This window comes from Flavobacterium sp. MFBS3-15, assembly GCF_026107645.2.
Classification (GTDB): Bacteria; Bacteroidota; Bacteroidia; order Flavobacteriales; family Flavobacteriaceae; genus Flavobacterium.
The window spans coordinates 113,203-135,035 of the sequence record NZ_JAPCHV010000004.1 but is presented as its reverse complement, the minus strand read 5'-3'; the positions used below and the strand labels follow the sequence as shown (position 1 = coordinate 135,035).

Genomic DNA, 21,833 nt, shown 5'->3' with positions numbered 1-21,833 from the left:
CTATGAAAAAAATTTCAGGCTTATTGCTTGTAGGGCTGCTCAGCGGCGCCACTACCCTTGGAGCTTACAAATTGGTATTTGATAACGACACACCCTCATCTGCCTTATCAATAGCTCCTGAAAATTATACACGCAACGTTAGCTATAACGGTGCCAACCCGGTTGATTTTACCGCGGCTGCCGACAAGGCCGTGCACACCGTTGTCCACGTTAAGAACACGTCCTATGCAACAAGGGCAGCCAGCCCGTGGGACTTCATGTTCGGGTCGGGTGGCGGCGGGCAGCAGTACCAGCAGGTGGGTACCGGATCCGGGGTCATCATCACCGAGGATGGCTACATCGTGACCAACAACCACGTGGTACAAAATGCTTCCGAGCTTGAGGTGACGCTAAACAATAACCAATCCTATAAGGCAACACTTGTGGGAACCGACTCCAAAATGGACATTGCCCTGCTAAAGGTCGAGACCAAAGACAAGCTTCCGTTTGCCACATTCGGCAATTCCGACGACATCAAGGTGGGCGAATGGGTGCTTGCCGTAGGTAACCCGTACAATCTTACCAGCACCGTAACGGCAGGCATCGTTTCGGCGAAAGCCCGTAACCTGAGCAAGGACGGCATACAATCGTTCATCCAGACCGATGCGGCCGTGAACCCCGGAAACAGCGGCGGCGCACTGGTAAACACCCGCGGCGAACTGGTGGGCATCAACACCATGATCTCTTCGATGACGGGCTCCTATGTGGGATACTCGTTTGCCGTACCTTCCAACATTACAAGGAAAATAATTGAAGACCTCATGCAGTTTGGGAATGTGCAGCGCGGTGCGCTTGGCGTAAAAGGCGGCGAGCTGAACAGCGCCCTCGCCAAAGACCTGGGCATTGACGAGACCAAAGGCTTCTACGTGAATGATGTGATTGCCGAGTCGGGGGCCAAGAAAGCAGGGATTAAAAAAGGCGACATCATCGTAAAGATCGAAGATAAAGACATCAACGGCTTTGCCGACATCAACGCATCCATTGTGACCAAACGCCCTAACGACGTTGTAAAAGTGGCCGTAAACCGCAATGGCAAAATTATGACTATACCGGTAAAACTGTCTAAGAACGAAATCAACAGCTTTACCTATGACGGCCTTGAACTGGAAGACGTAACCGATGCCGAAAAGAAAGAACTGAAAATAGATTACGGCGTTAAGATCAAGGAAATTACCGATGAAGAATGGATGCCGTATTATGACGAGCTGAAGGACGGCATCATCCTGCGCATCGGGAACATGAAGGCGATGGATATTGAAAGCGTATCCAAAGTGCTGGAAAACAAAAGGCCCAACCAGAAGATACGCGTGGAAATGCTGACGAAAGCCGGCAGGATCGTGCAGTTTTTGATATAATGCCTTATGAGTTTAAATAACGAGCCCCCGCTATGCGGGGGCTTTATTATTTTAAGCCTGTGGGCAATTGCTGCTTAAACTCCTGGATTTCCTCATACTTAGTAATTTCTAAAAGATCAGTGAGATGCAAAAAATGGAGTTTGCCTGCAAGGTGATACTGAATGAGTTGCTCCCTTATCTCTTTGATTTGGCCTTTATAAAGAAGTTGGAATTGATACGTTATTTCATTATCATTTATATACAGGCTGAATGTATTTTCTATGCCCTGTGACTTCCTGCCGTCTAGCCCTCCGCGGCGCCCAATATATAGGCCTTTATAATCAACTAGGGAAAACGTAATTTTTGATATTTTATCTAATTCAAACAATTTATCATTTACGGTTATGTCATCTATATTAAATGTAACCTTACCATTTAAATCGCCGGGAAGTGTTTGATAACGAAATGTTGCGCTAATAGCCAAAGGAATGCAGCCAATAAAAATCAGTAGCATACAGGTCGTAGACACCAATCCAATTATCAAAGCTATATCACTTTGGGTTATACGGGAAATGATACAGCTTAAGATGCCAAGTATACCAAAGAAAGATGCTAAATATCCCACAAGATTACCTTTCGGGTAAAACTTCTTTACAGGCGTATAAATTTTAAACGTATTATTGCCGGCTTTCATCCTCTTCCCAATCTTCCTCTTCTTCCTCCCCGTCAAACTCATAGAACAATGGTTCGATCATGATCCTGTCGGCAAGCGATTCCACCCTGTCGGTAATGGTATTGGTAAAAAACAGGCGCTGGGTTTTGGCAATGCCGTTCGATATCCTCTCAATGCGGGTATCATGGCGTAGCTTTAGTATCTCATCGGCGTCGTCAATGATAAACATTTTCAGCTGGTTGATGTCATATCCGGCAGACGAAAACATTTCGGCCAGTCGTACCGGTGTCCCCACCAGCACATCAATACCCAGCGATATCTGGTTTTTGTCATAGTCAATGTCGCCTTTATCATGCACGCCGTACACGCGAAGGTCGGTATGGTCGCCGTAGGTTTTGAACATCTCCATTACTTCAAGCACTTTTGCCTTGTCCTTTACAAAAATGAGGGCGCGCGGCGACTCCTGGAATTCCTTTTCCAGTCTTTGGATCACATGGATCACCATAGTGGTCGTCTTGGCTTCTTCCGGTCCGGCCGAAAGCACAAGGTCGACACCGCTCTTTATGGTGCCGAAGGTTTCCTTCTGTAATGCTGTAGGTTCCGTAAGGCCGGCCTCTTCAAGCGACTGTGCCAGGCCCGGATGTATCTTTTTTAATTTCATATACTTTTTTTTAGCCAACAAATTCAACAAATTCCTTATGCTGTCAAATTTAACCACATAGAAACATAGGATTCATAGCTGTCACCTGAGAGAGGCATATACGCACATAGTGAAGCGACGCTTCAAACTCTGTGTTCGCAAGGAAAGATTGCTTCGTCGTGCCTCCTCGCAATGACCGCACGTTACGTACTATAATAATCTGTTTCAAATTTACTCACTTCCACCATTCCTCGGCTTCCTTCTTCCTGGCGGCTATCGTTTCAGGCCAGTCGGGATTGCAGCAATAGGCATCATAATAGCTCTCCCAGCCATTGCCTTTAAATTTCCCATTGACCATAAACTCTCCAGCACCCCAGTCGAGGTCGCCGCTTTCGGGTATCCTGTAGTCGCCCCAGTTGCATTTTTTAGATAAGCCCGTTTTATAGCTGGTCCACTCTCCGGTAAACTGGTTATTCCTGTAACCGTCGGACATCAGCATGAGCGCATTGTATTCAGGTTTGTCCTTACCATTAAAAACGGCATCGGTAACCAATGTCCCTTTAATGACACCCGACCCTGCCCCGGACTTGTCCTCATAAAGTGTTACAGCGCTTATTAGAGAGATACCTTTGTAATCCGGATCCATAAACTCCTGAAGCGAACCGTCATAGCCTGCCGCAGTAATTTCAATGGCTCCCGTAAAGCTGCATACATTCCCCTTAACCCTTGTCTTGCCTTTTACCTCATATACCAACGGATTGGCCTTGCTCTTTTTGAATGAGGTAAAATGAATCTGGAAGCGCTGAAAATTGTCGCCTATAAAGCCATGCGGATCGACATGCTCAACCATTTCGCGGCTGTCGTCGCTAATGCTGTCGGGGTTAATGACTTTCGACAGGTCATACCGCTTCATCTGCTCCAGGTAATCCTGCGCCATCGCGGCATTCGCCAAAAGCAACAAAAGAAACACGTATAAGGCTGTGCTTTTCATCTCGCTATTTGCTTGCGAACAGTTTCACGTCGGTCTCCGATATTTCGCTTCCGCCAAGGATGATAAGGCGTTCCACCACGTTACGCAGCTCGCGGATGTTGCCCGTCCAGTCATATTCCTGCAGCAGCTTTATCGCATCCGCTGCAAACTTCTTCGGCGCGCTGCCCTGTTCCGAGGCAATTTTTTCGGCAAAGTGATTGATGAGGGTTGGGATATCGTCCCTCCTTTCATTGAGCGCCGGAACCTTTATCAGGATTACGGCAAGGCGGTGGTACAAATCCTCCCGGAAGCGCCCTTCGGCAATTTCCTTTTTCAGGTCTTTGTTGGTTGCCGCCACCACGCGCACATCTACCTTAATATCTTTCTCGGCACCTACGCGCTGTATCATGTTTTCCTGCAAGGCACGCAGTACCTTGGCCTGTGCAGGCAGGCTCATGTCGCCTATCTCATCAAGAAATATAGTACCCTTGTCCGCGGCTTCAAATTTGCCCGCACGGTCTTTCACCGCGCTGGTAAAAGCGCCCTTCACATGGCCGAAAAGTTCGCTCTCTATAAGTTCCGACGGGATGGCTGCGCAGTTCACCTCGATGAAAGGCGCAGCAGCGCGCTCACTCTTTTCGTGGAGCCAGTGGGCTACGAGTTCCTTACCCGTTCCGTTTGGCCCGGTGATCAGCACGCGCGCATCGGTTGGCGCTACTTTTTCTATGATCTCCTTGATATGGTTGATGGGTTCGCTGCTGCCTACCATTTCGTAGTTTTTGCTTACCTTCTTTTTCAGCATCTTGTTCTCCACCACAAGCACCTTGCGGTCAAGCGCGTTGCGAACGGTATTGAGCAGGCGGTTCAGGTCGGGCGGCTTCGATATGTAATCGAAAGCCCCGAGGCGCATCGTATTGATGGCGGTCTCTATGTCGCCATGCCCCGAGATCATCACGAACGGTATCTCGGGCTTTATCTTCTTAACGGCTTCCAGTACCTCAACGCCATCCATCTTGGGCATCTTGATGTCGCACAGCACCAGGTCGTAATCATCGTTCTTAATTTTTTCAAGCCCTGACTGCCCGTCTTCGGCTTCCTCTACTTTGTAGGTATCGCTTTCTTCAGAAAGTATCTTGCCCAGCACCCTGCGGATGGCGGCTTCGTCTTCTATTATGAGTATTTTGGACATTCTTTGTATTTATTATTTTCTGTTGGCTTTTCTGTTGCCAATCTGTATAAATTTATTTTATATAATTATATTTTCCAAATTGACAATTTGGTATTTAATTAGTCATATTTAGCAAAGACTATTATTAGCCGAAGATTAATACGAATAAATAATATATTTTTTTAAGGGCTTTTGTGATTAAAGCCCTTCACCATTAGCTTTGTTATACTCATTATCATAAAACATCGCTATACGATATTCACCATAATCCTCAATAATCAAAAACCAAACTGTCTTATTGAGACTATTCAATGACTCATAAGATATTTCAACATTTAAATCTTCCAATCTCTGTTTCTCTTTTTCATTGAGAGAACTTTTATTCATAAGCAATTCTATTTCTTTAATCAAAGAGTCATGTTTTATTGACTTTTGATAGAAAACAGCTTCATATCGTTTATTTTTTATTGACATCTCGTAAGAAATATCTTCAGTTTTAGGAATTATATATTTTGCTATCGTCGTATCTGACTGAGGTGAATATCTTTTGTTATTCTGAAACTGTTGAATTAGATTATTAAATCGAATTTTGATATTTGTCTCGTTTGTGGGATTGACATCTATAACTGCAATTCGCCAAACCTTATTATTATTCGTCCCAACGCTTATCTTAACCTTTACACCATTGAAATCTCCATCTAAAATACCATCTTCATCTCGATTTTTTACAAATCCTTTAGATTTTAATTTCTGAACCATTTCAGCTTTAAAACCATCAACAGGTATGTCAAGAAATTGCGTGACGTCTTTTTGAGCATAGAATGATATAGACAATAATAACATTAAAAGCCAAATTGCTTTTCTAAAATATTTATCCATAATCCGTGGTTTAAGAAGTTTTCTTTCTATTATGTACGTTTACTCTAATTACAGAAATCACTTTTGCAAGATCAACAAAGAATTATATACTGTTATTTTTTTATGCAGTTAACACTATTTTTCTGGACGAATGACTCTAATATTTCAGCCACCTGAATATCTCCCTGTACGTTGGCTTTTTGCCATACATCAGGATACCGATGCGGTATATTTTAGACGCGAACCACACTACCCCGAAAAATGTCGCAAACAATATGGCTACCGATAAAAGGATTTCCCACAACGGTACGCCGAACGGTATACGCATCAGCATGACTATCGGGGAGGTAAGCGGTATCATGGAAAATACGGTTGCCACCGTGCCATGGGGTTCGCTGATTACGCTGAAAAAGCCTACATAAACGCCAAGCATCAGCGGAAGGATGATAGGCAAAAGGAATTGCTGCGAGTCGGTCTCACTGTCCACAGCCGCGCCGATTGCCGCATAAATGGAGCTGTACAGGAAAAAACCGCCTATGAAATATACCAGGAATCCTGTGAACATTGTGGCTAGCGGCAGCTTGGTGAACTCGCTAAAATACAACTGCGCGTCGCTCATGGCCTCCTGAGAAGCCTGTTGCACAGCCGCCGTATTTGCCGCAGCACCCACTTTTATGTCAAAAACCATCGTGAGCAGCAAAAACAAGCTAACCCCGAGGACAGCCCAGATGATGAACTGCAAAACCCCCGCTAGCGATGTCCCGATGATCTTGCCCATCATCAGCCTGAAAGGCTTTACCGAAGAGATGATTATCTCAATGATGCGGTTGGTTTTTTCCTCTATCACGCTGCGCATAACCATATTGCCATAAATGATGATGAACATCATGATAAGGTAGCCCATCGCGGCGCCGAGGCCCATTTTGAGGTAGCTGCCTTCTTTATGGCTTTCCTCGCCTGAAAATTTGCTCAGGTGGATATTTGCTTCCGCTTTGGCCTGCTCAATCTTTTCATAGTCGAAGTTGAGCACCTTCAGGTTGTGCCTTGTCACTTTATCATCGATGGCATCTTCAATGTTCCCCACCAGCTCAAGGTTCGGAGTATCGTTCGAAAGGTATTCTACCTTAGTGGTCAGCTGGGTAATGTCGTCTACAGCCGGAACGTATACAAACCCTTCATAACTTTCCGAAGCCTCTTTTTTCGCCAGCTCCAGTGGCATAGCCGAGAGGTCGGTATATTTCAGGTGGTCGGTGCTTTTCAGCTCATCATGCAGCCAGCCTTTGGCATCGTGAATGGCGACTTTGTTTACTACGTCGTTGTTCACGCTGGTCAGGTAAGCAATGAGGCAGCCCATGGCGACAAACAGCATCGGGCTCAGGAACGTCATCACTATGAATGACTTGTTACGCACCTTGGCGTTGAATTCTCTTTTTATGATCAGGGAAAGGCTCATTATCTTTTGCTTACGGTTTGGATGAATATATCGTTCACGCTCGGTATCTTCTCTACAAAGTAGGTCACGTCGCCATGCCTCATAAGGTATTGCAACAGCTCTTTCGGGGTCGCGCCTTTCGGAACGGTTATCTGCAATTTCAGTTCGTCGTCAAGAGTCCTGAAGCTGGCCTTCTCGCTCGTGTATGGGGTGTTCAGCGCCATGTCGGCAAAGAATTGCTCTATGTTGCCCGGCGCGATGCCCACTTCAAAAGTGTTGCTGCGGTACTGTTTCTTCACATCGATAAGGTTGCCCTCAATAAGCTTGTTGGATTGGTGGATGAGGGCGATGTTGTCGCACATTTCCTCTACGCTCTCCATGCGGTGCGTCGAGAAGATGATGGTAGCGCCCTTATCGCGCAGGCCGAGTATCTCATCCTTGATCAGGTTGGCATTCACCGGGTCAAACCCGCTGAACGGCTCATCGAATATCAGCAATTTGGGTTGGTGCAGCACCGTTACCACAAACTGTATCTTTTGGGCCATCCCCTTGGAGAGTTCCTGTATCTTCTTGTTCCACCAGCCCTGTATTTCCAGCTTTTCGAACCAGTATTCGAGCTGGGCTTTGGCTTCCTTTTTAGAAAGGCCCTTGAGCTGGGCCAGGTACAATGCCTGCTCCCCCACCTTCATGGTTTTATAAAGGCCGCGTTCCTCCGGCATGTAACCGATGTGGCTGATGTGGTGCGGGGCCAGCTTTTCGCCATCGAGGAAAACTTCGCCGCTGTCGGGCATGGTGATTTGGTTGATGATGCGTATGAGTGAGGTCTTCCCCGCGCCGTTGGGGCCAAGCAGTCCGTAAATGCTGCCGCGCGGTACCTGTAGCGAAACGCTGTTGAGCGCGGTGTAGTCACCATATTGCTTTACAACATTTCTTACTTCTAAAATTGGTTCCATTCCGTTTTATTGATTGTGATCGTAAAAATACCAATATATGGTGAATAATGACGGAAAAAGTTCATAATGTCGCCTTACACAACCCCTAAAATCGCATGACATATACCCTAAAATCATATGACACGGGCCGCAAAATCTCCTTAAAAAGATACTTTTAGGGTATTTTAGGGAACCGACAAAAACTAATGATGAAATTATTTTTAAAAAAAGTTTATTTTTCAGGTAGGGTAAAACTACTTTTAGCTGTTTCATAAAAAAACCCACCCTTATCTTGCGATGAGGATGGGAAAAATTGCTATGAAAAAGAAAAATCCACTAGTTACCTAGTGAATTTCAAATGTATAATAATTTCTTAAATTATGAAAACATATCCTTAACTTTTTCAAAAAAAGATTTATCGGATTTTTCCGGTTGCGGAATAAAGTTTTCATCTGTAAGATATTTCTCAAAAAAATGTCGCTGCTCTTTTGACAAAGTCTTTGGAGTCCAGACATTTACATGCACAAGCAGGTCACCCGTACCATAACTGTTCACGCTTGGTATTCCCTTGCCTTTTAGCCTTAAAATCTTGCCCGACTGGATGCCTTCCTCGAGTTTTATCCTCACTTTACCGTTCACAGTGTCAATATCTTTCGACGTTCCGAGTGCTGCTTCGGCAAAACTGATGTAAAGATCGAGGTGCAGGTTTTCGCCTTCACGCTTCAGTGTTTCGTGCTCAACTTCCTCAATGGCCACGATAAGGTCGCCCGGAATGCTGTTGCTGCCCGGCGCATCATTACCTTTATTGCTTACCTTCAACTGCATACCATCCACCACGCCGGCAGGTATCTTGATCGATACCGTCTCATCCTCCAATATCATGCCCTGAGCGTCGGCCTGGCCAGGTTTTGAATCTATTATTTGGCCGGTACCGCCACAATGGTGGCACGCAGTAGCCGTCTGCATCCTGCCCAAAATTGTATTCGTCACCTTCATTACCTGTCCGGCACCATTACAGGTTGGGCATGTTTTATAGGTAACACCTTTGGCCTGTACCTTCCTTTTTACCTTTACCTTCTTTTCAACCCCATTGGCAACCTCTTCAAGGGTCATCTTTACCTTAATGCGAAGGTTGGATCCTTTCATCCTGCGCTGGCCGCCTCCGCCGCCAAAACCGCCGCCAAATCCTCCGCTGAAGCCACCACCAAACGCACTGCCGAATATATCGCCAAACTGGCTGAAAATGTCGTCCATGTTCATGCCACCGCCGCCAAATCCGCCGCCGCCTTCAAAAGCAGAATGGCCAAACTGGTCATAACGTGCCTTCTTGTCGGCATCGCTAAGCACTTCATAAGCCTCCGCAGCCGCTTTAAAGTTTTCCTCGGCCTGCTTATCGCCCGGGTTCTTGTCAGGATGGTATTCGATGGCTTTTTTGCGGTACGCCTTCTTTATCTGCTCCGCAGTCGCGCCTTTTTCGATTCCCAGTATTTCGTAATAATCTTTTTTCATCTCTGTCTGTTTTAACGGCTTAGTTACCTATCACTACTTTAGGGAAACGGATTATCTTATCGCCCAGCTTGTAGCCTTTCTCTACCACATCAACAATCTTGCCCTTAAGTTCCGGTGATGGCGCGGGTATTTGTGTGATTGCTTCGGCAAAATCTGCATCAAAAGCATCGCCTGCCTTTACCTCTACCTGCTCAAGGCCTTTGGATACCAAAGTGTCTTTCAATTTGTTATGAATCAGCTCTACCCCTTTTAGCAGCACCTCATCCTCCGACTTTGCAATTTGTGCCAGCGCCCTGTCAAAATCGTCCATTACCGGCAAAAGCGCCTGTAAAACTTCCTGGTTGGCAGTCTTAAACAGGTCCAGCCTCTCTTTGGATGTCCTTTTCTTGTAGTTTTCAAATTCGGCAAACAGGCGTAAAAACTTATCTTTTTCCTTAGCTACCTCTTCCCTGAGCTTTTGCTCCTCGGTCAATTCCTCAGCAGACGGTATGCCCGCTTCGGCAGTAGTTTCGGTGTTTTCGGCATCATTGATCAATTCTTCCTGCGTTAAGTCTTTCTCCACATTTTCAGAATTCTCCTGGCTCATATTTTTAAATATTTTCTTAAACATTAAATTTTCGAATGGTTCGCTAAAGCGAAATGCAAAAGTATTGCCAAAAGAAATAAAATGTCAAATTGTCACGGTTTATTTTTTATGTACAGAAACAAAAAATGCCCCGGCTCGTCGGGGCGTTTTTCTACAAACAAACAAACTAAATTCCAAAAAACCTGAAATTATGCTTCTGCCTTCACTTGGGCAATTGCGGTATCGGCGTGTACGTGCGCCGCGTTGGCCCTTCCGCTCGGGTCTGTATTTTCCTGCCACTTAGGTATCCATTTCCTAACCGTTTGCGCCGCGCTCACTTGCGGGAAATGTTTGTGGAAAACAGACCTGTAAAAATAGGCCTCCTTAGTAACAGGTGTATTGTAAGGGAAACGCTGTTCGGCTGTTTCCAGTTCTTCATCGGTAACTCGTGCAGAGCAGTATTCAATTAGGGTATCAATCCAGCTGTAGCCAACGCCATCACTAAACTGCTCTTTCTGCCTCCACAGCACCTCATCCGGCAGGTAGGGCTGTTCCGGCGTGTCGAAAGCTTTACGCAAAATGTATTTCTCAACGCCATCGTAGGTTTTCGGCTGTTTATCTTCAGGATTAATCCTGATCGCAAGCTCCAGAAACTGCTTGTCCAAAAACGGTACGCGTGCTTCTAGCCCGTGTGCCATGGTGCTCTTGTCGGCCCTTAGCAGGTCGGCGGTAAACAGCTTCTGCACCCTTTCGATGGTTTCTTTTTGAAAGGCTGCCGCCGACGGTGCATTCCTGAAATACAGATAGCCTCCAAAAACCTCATCGGCACCCTCACCCGACAGCACTACTTTCACGCCCATATCAGTAATGGCTTTCGAAAGGAAGTACATCGGCGTGCTGGCCCTTACCGACGTTACATCATACGTTTCAAGGTGCCATATCAGCTTATCCAAAATCTCGATACCTTGTTCTATTGTAAAGTGTATCTCGTGATGCTCAGTACATAAAAACTCCGCTACCTTACGTGCCGCAACAGCATCAGGTGCCATGGCATCCAGCCCTATCGAGAACGAACGCAATAGCTGTCCCCTCTCTTTCATCAGCCTTGATGCAATTGAAGAGGTTAGGGAAGAGTCAAGCCCACCCGATAGCAGTACACCTACGGGTACATCGCTCATCAGCCTTTTCTCAACAGCTTGTGTCAGCGACTCGCGGATGGCGGCATAATCAACCGCTTCGACCGCTTTGGCAGCATCCTCCCACTGCGGCCTGTAGTATTTTACAAAACCTGTCTGCGGCGTATAGTAATGCCCCGGAGGAAAGGTTGAGAATGTTTGGCACTGGTCGGCAATCGACTTCATTTCAGAGGAGAAATAAATCCTGCCCCTCTCGTCGAGGCCATAATACAAAGGCTTTATCCCAAGCGGGTCACGGCCTGCAATGTAGTCGTCGCCATCTATCACCACGAAGGAGAACATACCGTCCAGCAGGTTACAGAAATCGTAGCCATATTCCTCATACAGGTGTACGATAACCTCAGAATCTGAAGTAGTCCTGAATGTATGGTGCTTCAGCACGGTTTCACGCAGCTTTTGATGGTTATATATTTCGCCATTATGTACCATCCATGCATTCTTTGAACCCTGAATGGGCTGCTTACCTGTATGCAGGTCAATTATCGAAAGGCGCTCGTGGCTCAGTATATGACCCTTCTCTGTTACATGAAGGTCACTTTCGTCCGGCCCGCGGTGCGACATCCTTTTAGAAAGTTGCTTAACCAATGCCTCGTCTTTTCCTTTTCCGATAATTGCTAAAATTCCGCACATACTTGTTTCTGTTTTAAATGGCAACTGAACAACCTTTATTAATTATGTTCAGTAAGACAAAATTGTAATATTAGTTTCAATTTTAAAACATAAAAACACTTTTAACTTTCATTATAAAACTTAAAATAACCAAATAGCAACAATTTATCATTACGAAAACGGTTTTTGTACATAGTAGGTTACAAATTATAAAAAAAACCATCCGGACAGGATGGTAGTTCAGCTTGAAATATAAATAATATGTACTTAAAAAATTTCCTTAATTATATAATTTGTAGTACCCACCTCAAATTCATCGCCCTGCTCCATCCCCATCATTTTCATGCCTAATGGCGACTGTGGCGACAAGGCAATTACAGTGACTCCATCTATCGTTATTTTAGGTAATGCGGCACTCACGAACAAATGCATGTTGTTGGCTTTCACCAAACTGCCCAAAGCGACTTTTGGGAATTCAAGCTCGGGGTTGATTTTGTCTAGAATGGCTTTCTGATCGATAAATTCCTTTAGCTTATGATTGAGCTTTTCCTGCTCCAGATGCATCATGGAGAGCGCCGTTTCGTGCTTGTCACCTGCTGAACCTTTAGCATCATTAGAGGCATCTTCGGTGAGTGCAGCGATCATGTCGCGAAAGGCATCGATGCGATCATCCACCTGCTGCTTATAGTAAGCGAGTACTTTTTGTTTGAGAAGATTCAATGTTAGATTTAAGATTGAAAAATTGAAAGATTTAAAAATCCGTGCAAAGCGAATCTTTAAATCTTTCAATTTTAAACTTTTAAATATTTAAAAATTAAACTTATACGATGCCCCAATCAGGAACTGGAACCCCTGTACAGGATAGTTCACCCAACGCTGGTAATCCTGGCCGGTAATGTTATTCAGCTTCAGGAAGCCGATAAGGCGCTCGTTGTATTTGTAGCCCAAGTGCGCGTTCAGGTCGAAGAAGCTCTTCAGGGTAACGGTTTCCAGATCGCCTGAATTAAGCATTACAACGTCTTTCCTTTCACCTGTAAAGAAGATGTTTGTGCCCGCATACCATTTAGGTGTGATGTCAACATCCAGGCTTGCTCCTACTTTCATTTGCGGCAAATTAAAAGCTTCATCAAGGTCGTCAGTCGAATAGCTGTAGTAGGTTCCGTTGATGCCAAAATGCACTTTCTGAGAGAAATCGGCCTTTAATTCACCAAAGAAGCTAATCGTCTGCAGCCTGTCATACACCAACCCGAAAGAGTTGCCATACGAGTAGCCTTCATCGTCTCCCAACGAAGTAAGCGAGGCATTGTTCACGAAAAACGCCCTATTGTCCTCGTTCATGTACGAGCCTCGGATGTTGTAGGCTACCGTACTGGCCAGCTTGCCTTTTAGTCCTACATAAATATCATACTGCTGGTCGGTTGGGGCAACAGCAAGTGTTGGCGATACGAACGGGTTCTGGCTTACGAAGTCGGCATACGAATTCTGGCGAAGCGTGCCTTCGGCTCCTGCGTAGGCTACCATCAGGTCGCCCACCACTTTGTACGATGCTTTCACCTGCGGATAAACGAAAAACTTGTTGTCCGTTTCGTCGTTCATCTTACCCATGCTGTAAAAGATACCCGCGCCCAGCTGTACCGAAAGATCCTCTTTTTGATACAACAGGCTTGGCTGTATGCCCAGGTTAAAATGGCTGTAGCTTAAATCGCCAGCATCATTGATGTCTTTTTCAAAAGTCCCTCCCACATAATCGGCAACGAAATCTACTTTAATCTTTTCATCCATAATAGGGATATCCAATGAAGGTGTCAGAAAGAAACGGTTCTCTGCTGACCCATATGCATCCCAAAACCGCTTATATTGGGCTGATGCATCATGGAAATAGCTGTCCTTGGTCTGTATTTTACCTCCGATATAAAAAGTATGGTACGTTTGCTGAGGGTCAACTTCTGCAACGGTTTCGGGCGCAAAGTCGACATACTCCAACGGAAGTCCATACCAGTTATACACCTGGTTCTGGTAACCCAAATCGGTACTCCAGTTGTAGCCCTGCTGGCGGCTGCCATAGGTCAGGTCGAGTGCGGTGTTGTAATACTTGTCGTCAACCTTTGCAGCATCTATCCCGCCCTGCGACGACAGGTGGCGCAGCATACCGCCCATGTAGTCGGTATCACTCACATTCTCTGTCACGAACAATTCGGCATTGATGGTACCATAGTTACCCACACCCAGCGTTGCGTAATTATTGTAATATTTCTCCCTTGCTTCCTTATCTACCGATGCCGCCTTACCTTTGGCAGGTGCAAAGGTTGAAGCCACAGGAAACGAGAAGATATTGTATTTTATCTCTTCCTTTTGTTTTTCCTGATCGTCTTCTATAATAGGTGTTTCCTTTACCTTAAAGGCATCCGATATGGTGGGTGTGTAGGGTTTCACCACGTTCACCACCTCGGTGCCTATGTTTTCGTCCTTCTTTTGTGCGAAAGTTTGCTGTGTTCCTGCGAATACAATCGCTATGGCTATGTATCTGAAATTAATCTTCATGGCTTGCATTAGTTTTGAATGGATGAGTTACGTTTCGCTTCTTCGCCCTTGATGATGTCAAGCTCGGCCTGCGCTTCCTGTACCACTTCCGGATAGGCCGTAAAGTTCTTGATAACGCTCTCCAGGATGTAGGTCGCCTGGTAGCTGTCCTTCAGCCCGAAATAATTTTTCGCCATCACCACCAAGCCTTTGGCTCCAAAATATTTGTAACCCGAATAATCTTTGGACAGCTTCTGCACTACAGCATTAGAAGCCTCAAATTTCCCTTCCTTATTCTTAAAGTAGGCGTCATAGTACATCGCCTCGGCAGCAAGCTCGCCTTTGGCAATGGTAAGCAATTTGGCGTAAGCCGCTTTAGCCTTTACCTCATCATTGGTTTTAATAGCCGATCGTGCTATGATGATTTGCGCATCGCTCTTCACCCTATCCTCGGTCTTGCTGTTTGCCAGTACTTTATCTGCATAAACCACCGCATTGCCATAGTCCTTACCTTCATAGTAGCCCTTCATCAGGTTAGACTGTGCAAAGGTTACATTCTGTGGGAAGTCAGCCTCCGTTTCCAGCCTTTTTAGTACCGGGATGGCTTTTGCATAATCGTTTTTCTTCAAGTGTATGTCGGCCAGCCTTACCAGTGCCTGCTCAGTAAATTCACTTCTTGATTTCGAAATAACAAACTCATAGTGTGGTACAGCATTGGCCTCAAGCCCGTCAGCGTAGTACGACTGTGCCAGATAAAAATTAGCTTTAAGTGACGAAATACCATTAGGGAATTTAGACACATAGCTGCTAAGTGATGAAATTGCCTGTTTGGTATTGTTTTGCAGATATTGTTTTTCAGCCGCCTCAAATGCGGTATTGTCCAGGTCGGCATCACTGATATCTACGAATGTCAATGTTTTCACCCAGGCAGCATATTCATCTGTGCGGCCGCTGTCTACATAGATAAGGCGGGCCGTTTGGACGGCCTCCATGGCTTCGGGCGTATTTGGGAATTCAGCCACTACCTTTTTGAACTTTGCAAGCGCCAGGTCGTCCTTCTCTGCATTATAGTATATGAGCGCCTGGCGCATGATAGCCTTACTCACATATGTACTCGATTTATAATCAGTAATCAGCTTATCATAAGTTTGGATGGCTTTATCTGTTTGCTTTTCGGTTACATGGGTGTTACCCAACTCATACAGTGCGTCATCAGCATACTTCGATTTTGGATAGGATTGTGCGAATTTGGTCAGGTCTTCAATCTTCTTTTCGTTTCTTCCCACAAATCCATAACTGATCCCTTTTTGGAACAAGGCATAATCCGCATCGATTCCCTTCATATCTATTGCCTTATTATACGCTTCCATCGCAGGCCAGTACTTACCGGTTACAAAATTACTGTCACCCAAACGCAGCAATGCATCGTTAAGGCGCACTTTATCATCTTTGGCTACAGCTACATAATCGGCAAAGTGCTTGGCAGCCTGCTCATATTCCTTTTGCTTAAAATAGGCATAGGCTATGTTATAATGGATATTTTTATACTCCGGGGTAGTTTTCGCCTCCCCCATACCGAGGAACTGCTTATAGCTAATAAGCGCTTCATTGAATTGCTCGAGATTGTACTCGGTTTCTGCTTTCCAGAATGTTGCACGCGCCGTAATCCTTGGCGTCCTTTGCTCCGCCAATGATTTCTTGAACAGCGCCAATGCTTCCTGGTGCTTGCCGTCGGTAGCCAGCTCCATGCCACGGTAGAAGGTTACCTTTTGGTAGGCAACCCTGTTCTCGGGCGACTTGTTTTTTTCCAAAAGCACTAAAGCTTCCGTATAGTTCTTTGATGTGATGTACGAATCGATCAACAGGTTCTGTATCTCCTGTTTGAATGGCGTTGCCGGATATTTTTCGAGGAAATTACCCAATACCTCCGGCACGCTTTGATACGGGTTGCCTATGTCGTAGCTCAGCTTGGCATAGTTCAGGTAAGCATCCTCCTGGATTTTAGCCTCAAACGTCATCTCAGATGCATTCTTGAACGCATTGAGCGCCTGCTGCTTCTTCCCGGTTTTCAGGTAGCTCTCGCCAAGGTGGTAATAGGCATTCTGCGCCACGGCATCGTTACCGCCAATGATTTTATTGAACTCGGTTATTGCGTTCTCATAGTCGCCCTGCTTGTAATAAGCATAGCCCAACTGGTAAAAGTCAGTGTTGCTCCACTTGCCTTTCTTGCCTCGGTAGTTTTTAAGGTGCGGGATGGCCTTGTCGTACTGCCCGAGGTTAAAGTAGCTCTCCCCTATAATCTTGGAAAGCTCGGACTTCTCGTTGGCATCGCTTTTCGGTAATTGCGGCACACCCAGGTCGATTGCCTTTTGGAACTGACCTTCCTTGAATGCCATGTCGGCCTGAAAGTACGACATCTTTTCGCTGTACTTCTCCTTGTCTTCCACCTGCTCAAAATATTGGCTGGCTTTTTTATAGTCATCCCCTTCATAGGCCATGAAACCAAGATAGTATTTGGCCTGCGAACCGTATTCTTTAGAATCTTTAACCTTCAAAAGGTACTTGTCGGCGTTCTTTTTGTCGCCAGCACTAAAGTAGCTGTATCCCTTCTGGAAGTTGTAGCGGTCGCGGTCGGTTTCACCAAGGCTGCCCTCGTCTACCCTGTCGTACCATTCCAGTGCCTGCTTGTACCTCCCCTGGCGAAAATGATTCCCTGCAACTTCAATATACGCCTGGTTTTGCTTTGGGCTTGTAGGATAATCTTCAATGAAATCCTCCATCAGCTCATCGGCATTCTTTTGGTTTAGCTTTATTGCGCTCGAAGCGATGTAATAGGCACAGTCGGCTTGTACATCCATTCCCTGACTGCCACTTTTTGTTTTCTCAAAAAGTATTTGGGCAGCCTGGTACTGCTTGTCATTGTAAAGCGATACAGCCTTGTCATAATCCTTAAGCTCGTGGGTGTAAATGGCCGACTGCTGTGCCGAGAGCGTGAGCCCATAGAGTGGCACCAAAAACGGTAGGGACCTTTTGAGTATACGCATAGTTCGTGTTTTTAGTAATCTGTTCCTTTGTTTTATTTAACGGATATTCACAAGGGTTTAGTATCAATTGTAGTTCCCCGTTGCAGGAATCCGCAACGCCAAACTTACGAATATACCTACGCTGCCTCAAAGGCTTTAATTTATTATTAACGGGTATTTATTAACAATTAACTGTGGATAAACCAAATAGCAGCAGCATGAAAAAATAAAATTTTGTATACCGCCGTTATCTTAGTACTTTTACCAAAACAAACTCACGCACTACTATGTCGCAGGCCGTACTTTCGCTTGAAAACGTAAACATCTTCCAGGAAGGCAATGCCATCCTTACCAATATCAACCTTGAGGTGAAGCATGGCGAATTCCTTTACATCATCGGGAAAACCGGATCGGGAAAGAGCAGCTTCATGAAAACGCTGTATGCCGACCTTAAGCTTAAGGAGGGCGAGGGCACATTTGTGGATTATGACCTGAAGAAACTGCGTGAGAGGGACATCCCGTACCTGCGCCGAAAAATAGGCATTGTTTTCCAGGATTTTAAACTGCTGCCTGACCGCAGTGTTTTTGAGAACCTCCACTTTGTGCTTCGGGCTACGGGCTGGAGCCAAAAAGAAGAAATGAAGGTAAAGATTGATGAGGTACTCGACAAAGTGGGTATGAAACATTCTTCTTTGAAAATGCCGCACCAGCTATCGGGGGGTGAGCAGCAGCGTGTTGCCGTGGCCCGCGCCCTGCTGAACGATCCTGAAGTGATCCTCGCCGATGAGCCTACCGGAAACCTCGACCCGCAAACCAGCGTGGAGGTAATGAACCTGCTTCGCGACATCAATCAAAATGGCAAGACGATCATCATGGCTACCCATGACTACGCACTTATCATGAAATTCCCTGCAAAAACACTGAAGTGCGACGAGGGAACATTATTTGAAGTGGTGCAGAGGACGGTTTAATTATTAGATATCGGATTAGAGTTCACTGATAAAAAAACGCTGATTGCTCTCCATACTCATCCCTACATACAGCTACAATGTGTTTCCGCTGGTTTCGGAACTGCAAAAACAAGCCATTGCACAAGGGGTTGAATTTGAAATTATTGTTTTTGATGATGCCTCGCCGGATGGAAACAAACGTGCAGAGAATGAAAAAATAAATACCCTCGAGCACTGCCGCTATACGCTACTCCAAAAGAACATAGGCCGGAGCGCCATCCGCAACCTGTTGGCTGAAAATGCCCGGTATGAGTGGCTATTATTCCTGGACGCTGATACACTCCCCATTACTGAAAATTTTATTGCCGGTTACCTGCCCTGCCTTAACCATGAGGAAAAAATAGTTTATGGCAGTATAAAATACCGACCCGAACAGCCATCAGCAAATAGACTATTGCGCTGGATATATGGCAATGAGCGCGAAGCCTTGCCAATACATGTTCGCCAACAGGAGCCTTACCTTAGCCTGCTCACGCTGAACTTTGCTATTAGCAAGCCGGTTTTTAGGAACGTAAAATTCAATGAGGAAATACCCAACCTTAGATATGAGGACACTTTATTTTCGTACGACCTCATGAAAGCCAATATAAAAGTGGAACATATTGCCAATGAGGTTTATCACCTGGGTCTGGATACAAGCGAACTATTTGTGAAGAAGTCGGAAGAAGCTGTAGTGGGCCTTAAATACCTGCTTGACAACAAACTGCTGCCGCCTGATTACATAAAGCTTGCCAAAGCCTATGTTCGATTAAGGAAATTTGGATTGCTACCTGTTATGGCTCTTTTTCATTCCACAACTAAGAACGCCTTTCGCAAAAACCTGTTGGGGAGCAAGCCGTCACTTTTTATTTTTGATTTGTACCGATTGGGCTATCTTTGTTCTTTAAAGTAATTGTATGCCCTATTTTTCAATCGTTATACCGCTTTACAATAAGGAAAACTTTGTAGCAGCCACTATCAACAGCGTGCTGGCACAAACGTTTACCGATTTTGAAGTGATCATCATCAATGATGTATCGACTGATAACAGCCTTGCTGTGGCACAACGGTTTGACGACAGCCGTATAAGGATCATCAGTCATCCTGTTAATAAGGGATTATCTGCTTCGCGAAATACAGGCATTAAGAATGCATCTTCCGAATATATCGCCTTTCTTGATGCCGATGATTTATGGAAACCGGAATTTTTGGAAACCATTCGCCAACTGATAGTTGATTATCCGGAAGCAGGATTATTTGCTACAAAATATGAACAGGTTTATCCTGAAAATGTGATTGTACCTTCATTCAAATTACAGCTTACTAATAATAGAGGGGTGGTCGATTTTTACAAATCAAATTTGAATGAAGCTATTTATTACCCTTCATGTTTGTGTGTTCGCAAAATAGCTTTCGAAAAAGCAGGGCTCTACGATGAACGGATTAATTTTGGGGAAGATATTGATTTTAATATCCGGGCGCATCAATTTTTCAAACTGGCCTACTGCGATGAACCACAAGTATCATATACAATGGATTCGCAAAACCAAATTACCCGATCAGGAATAAGCAATAAGACACTTACAAATTTTGACAGGTATGAGATTGTAGCAAAAAACCGGAAAGACATTAAACGCTATCTCGACTTCAACCGTTACTTTATGGCCAAAGAGTACCGTAAGGAAGGCAACGAAGCCGGCTACAGGAAAATGGTAAAAGGCATCGACCCAAAAAGCCTGAACTACAAGCAGCGGTTGTTATTACTGATGCCCGGAGCTTTGCTGCGGATGGTCAGTAAAATAAAAGGATTGCTGCTAAAGAAAGGCATAGTAGTGAACAGCTACGACTGAGATTTTACATACTCAAGAAATGCGCTATAATCCCTAATATAATCCTTTTCATCATAAACTTCGGAAGCGATTACCATGCAGACTGCCCCGGATGAGAAGTTTTCCAGTTCACTCCAGATGCCATTCTGAATAAGTAGCCCTTTCACCGGGCTGTTGAGGTTAACACGCTCTTCGCTTGTACCATCTTTCATCACCACATCAAAACTCCCGGAAATCGCTATAATAAACTGTAGCAATTTTTTATGAGCATGACGCCCTCGGGTAACGCCTTCAGCGATATCAAATAAGTAAAAGACCCTTTTAATCTCAAAGGGCACAACACTTTTTTCAATGATACCTACGTTTCCTGTAGCGTCTTCTACTTTTGGTATGTCAATTAAATTTATGTACATCAAATTTTAATTTTCAGGTAATTAATCCACTCAACACCAACGCTTTCTAAAAAAAACTTTCCGATGCTTTTAGGTGCACTTGTTTTGCACTTATCATACAAATATTGATCAGTAGCCATACGCTCCATCGCTTGGCGTAATGCTGTAAAATCCTGGTCTTTTACCAACAGTCCGTTATACTCATGTTGGATAATTTCGGACGGACCGGCATCACAGTTAAAAGAAACTACCGGTGTGCCACAGGCCAATGCTTCAATAAGCACCATGCCCAGTCCCTCCCTGCGACTGCTGAGAACGAAGAATAAAGCATTTTTCATATATACATAAGGGTTATCTTTAAAACCCGGAAACACTACCATGTCTCCCAATCCAAACTTTTCGGCTAATGAGACATAACTCTCAATCAATTTCCCTTTCCCGAGTATAACTAGCTTGATTCCCTTAGTCGGCAATGATGAAGCGGCATAGGATTCAATGAGAAGGTCAAATTGCTTTATGTTACCGTCCATGCTACCTACAGCCAGGACATATCTATAACTGGTATCAAATTCTGTTTCAAGGCATTTGTTTATATGTATAATGTCCACAGGATTATATATCCTCTTCACATCCTGCCCTAGATGCCTTTTGATTACATCATCCTTTATTTTGTCAGATACGGCAACCAGGCCATACGCCTTTCGGAATAGCAGCCGTGCGACAAAATTATTTTCAGGAATATAGTAATTCAGCACTGAACTGTGAACTGTAAAAACAATTTTTTTCTTTTCATAGAGCAGCTCATTGATAATCCATTCCTGAAGATAGCTATTCTTGTAACGGAAATCAATTACAAAGTCAAAACGGTGCTTCCTAAAATACTTTCGTAGTTTAATAAATCTTTTCACCTTATTAAACAGCCCAGACTCAAGGTCAAGCCCAAGGTTTAGTAGTTCGCCTGAGTAAGGATAGGTAATTTTGTTCTGTATGATTACTATATGTACTTCTATTCCTTGTGAATGAAAATAGTTCGACAGATCAGCAGTAACGCGCTCTGCTCCGCCATCTGAAAGCATATCACCAATGAGGCATATTTTTATTTCGTTAGTTTGCTGCATCAACTATATTGGCTACATTCGTTGCAAATATAGATTA

19 protein-coding genes are annotated in these 21,833 nt (G+C 44.7%); 4 read left to right on the top strand and 15 right to left on the bottom strand.

Annotation, left to right across the window (positions count from 1 at the left end; all coding sequences use genetic code 11):
• Positions 1-2: 2 nt before the first annotated feature.
• Positions 3-1,394 carry a S1C family serine protease gene (locus OGH69_RS05570; RefSeq protein ID WP_265173463.1) on the top strand — a complete coding sequence of 464 codons (1,392 nt, stop codon included), beginning with the start codon at positions 3-5 and terminating at the stop codon, positions 1,392-1,394.
• A gap of 46 nt (positions 1,395-1,440) precedes the next feature.
• Here the strand turns inward: OGH69_RS05570 and OGH69_RS05565 are convergent, their stop codons facing one another.
• The 13 genes from OGH69_RS05565 to OGH69_RS05505 all read right to left on the bottom strand — a co-directional run bounded on the left by OGH69_RS05565 (position 1,441) and on the right by OGH69_RS05505 (position 17,489).
• On the bottom strand, positions 1,441-2,067 hold the full coding sequence (locus tag OGH69_RS05565) for a hypothetical protein (RefSeq protein ID WP_265173462.1): 627 nt from the start codon (positions 2,065-2,067) through the stop codon (positions 1,441-1,443).
• Entirely contained in the window at positions 2,051-2,707 is a 657-nt protein-coding gene (locus OGH69_RS05560) for a DEAD/DEAH box helicase (protein WP_265173461.1), read from the bottom strand. The genes OGH69_RS05565 and OGH69_RS05560 overlap by 17 nt, the downstream gene beginning before the upstream one ends.
• 214 nt (positions 2,708-2,921) lie before the next feature.
• Complete coding sequence (locus OGH69_RS05555) at positions 2,922-3,677, bottom strand: hypothetical protein (protein ID WP_265173460.1); 756 nt, start codon at positions 3,675-3,677, stop codon at positions 2,922-2,924.
• Between the two features lie 4 nt (positions 3,678-3,681).
• Positions 3,682-4,845 carry a sigma-54-dependent transcriptional regulator gene (locus OGH69_RS05550; protein ID WP_265173459.1) on the bottom strand — a complete coding sequence of 388 codons (1,164 nt, stop codon included), beginning with the start codon at positions 4,843-4,845 and terminating at the stop codon, positions 3,682-3,684.
• A gap of 177 nt (positions 4,846-5,022) precedes the next feature.
• Positions 5,023-5,703 carry a hypothetical protein gene (locus OGH69_RS05545; RefSeq protein ID WP_265173458.1) on the bottom strand — a complete coding sequence of 227 codons (681 nt, stop codon included), beginning with the start codon at positions 5,701-5,703 and terminating at the stop codon, positions 5,023-5,025.
• Positions 5,704-5,839: 136 nt separating this feature from the next.
• Positions 5,840-7,138, bottom strand: coding sequence for an ABC transporter permease (locus tag OGH69_RS05540; RefSeq protein ID WP_265173507.1), 1,299 nt, complete (start codon positions 7,136-7,138; stop codon positions 5,840-5,842).
• A complete protein-coding gene (locus tag OGH69_RS05535; protein WP_265173457.1) occupies positions 7,135-8,067 on the bottom strand; it encodes an ABC transporter ATP-binding protein in 933 nt (310 codons plus the stop codon). Before OGH69_RS05535 ends, OGH69_RS05540 begins: the two co-directional genes overlap by 4 nt.
• A gap of 357 nt (positions 8,068-8,424) precedes the next feature.
• On the bottom strand, positions 8,425-9,555 hold the full coding sequence (dnaJ, locus tag OGH69_RS05530) for a molecular chaperone DnaJ (protein ID WP_265173456.1): 1,131 nt from the start codon (positions 9,553-9,555) through the stop codon (positions 8,425-8,427).
• A 19-nt stretch (positions 9,556-9,574) separates the two neighbouring features.
• On the bottom strand, positions 9,575-10,165 hold the full coding sequence (locus tag OGH69_RS05525; protein ID WP_265173455.1) for a nucleotide exchange factor GrpE: 591 nt from the start codon (positions 10,163-10,165) through the stop codon (positions 9,575-9,577).
• A 164-nt stretch (positions 10,166-10,329) separates the two neighbouring features.
• Positions 10,330-11,946 (bottom strand): asparagine synthase B, encoded by a 1,617-nt coding sequence (asnB, locus tag OGH69_RS05520; protein ID WP_265173454.1) that lies wholly within the window; start codon positions 11,944-11,946, stop codon positions 10,330-10,332.
• A 246-nt stretch (positions 11,947-12,192) separates the two neighbouring features.
• Positions 12,193-12,645 carry a GreA/GreB family elongation factor gene (locus tag OGH69_RS05515; RefSeq protein WP_265173453.1) on the bottom strand — a complete coding sequence of 151 codons (453 nt, stop codon included), beginning with the start codon at positions 12,643-12,645 and terminating at the stop codon, positions 12,193-12,195.
• Positions 12,646-12,732: 87 nt separating this feature from the next.
• Positions 12,733-14,466: a porin family protein gene (locus OGH69_RS05510; RefSeq protein WP_265173452.1), complete on the bottom strand. Its 1,734-nt coding sequence runs from the start codon at positions 14,464-14,466 to the stop codon at positions 12,733-12,735.
• 8 nt (positions 14,467-14,474) lie between these two features.
• Positions 14,475-17,489, bottom strand: a complete 3,015-nt coding sequence (locus OGH69_RS05505) for a tetratricopeptide repeat protein (RefSeq protein ID WP_265173451.1) — start codon at positions 17,487-17,489, stop codon at positions 14,475-14,477.
• A gap of 266 nt (positions 17,490-17,755) precedes the next feature.
• On the opposite strand from OGH69_RS05505, the gene OGH69_RS05500 reads away from it, so the two are divergent.
• From OGH69_RS05500 to OGH69_RS05490, 3 genes are read left to right on the top strand one after another with little or no spacing between them, the layout of a single operon-like run.
• Positions 17,756-18,439, top strand: coding sequence for a cell division ATP-binding protein FtsE (locus OGH69_RS05500; RefSeq protein WP_265173450.1), 684 nt, complete (start codon positions 17,756-17,758; stop codon positions 18,437-18,439).
• A 43-nt stretch (positions 18,440-18,482) separates the two neighbouring features.
• Complete coding sequence (locus tag OGH69_RS05495; protein WP_265173449.1) at positions 18,483-19,370, top strand: glycosyltransferase family 2 protein; 888 nt, start codon at positions 18,483-18,485, stop codon at positions 19,368-19,370.
• Positions 19,371-19,374: 4 nt separating this feature from the next.
• Positions 19,375-20,307, top strand: a complete 933-nt coding sequence (locus OGH69_RS05490; protein WP_265173448.1) for a glycosyltransferase family 2 protein — start codon at positions 19,375-19,377, stop codon at positions 20,305-20,307.
• Here OGH69_RS05490 and OGH69_RS05485 read toward each other — a convergent pair.
• Together OGH69_RS05485 and OGH69_RS05480 are read right to left on the bottom strand one after the other, a co-directional pair.
• Positions 20,298-20,699 (bottom strand): sugar 3,4-ketoisomerase, encoded by a 402-nt coding sequence (locus OGH69_RS05485; RefSeq protein ID WP_265173447.1) that lies wholly within the window; start codon positions 20,697-20,699, stop codon positions 20,298-20,300. The genes OGH69_RS05490 and OGH69_RS05485 overlap by 10 nt on opposite strands.
• Positions 20,699-21,796 (bottom strand): glycosyltransferase, encoded by a 1,098-nt coding sequence (locus OGH69_RS05480; RefSeq protein WP_265173446.1) that lies wholly within the window; start codon positions 21,794-21,796, stop codon positions 20,699-20,701. The genes OGH69_RS05485 and OGH69_RS05480 overlap by 1 nt, the downstream gene beginning before the upstream one ends.
• Positions 21,797-21,833 lie beyond the last annotated feature (37 nt).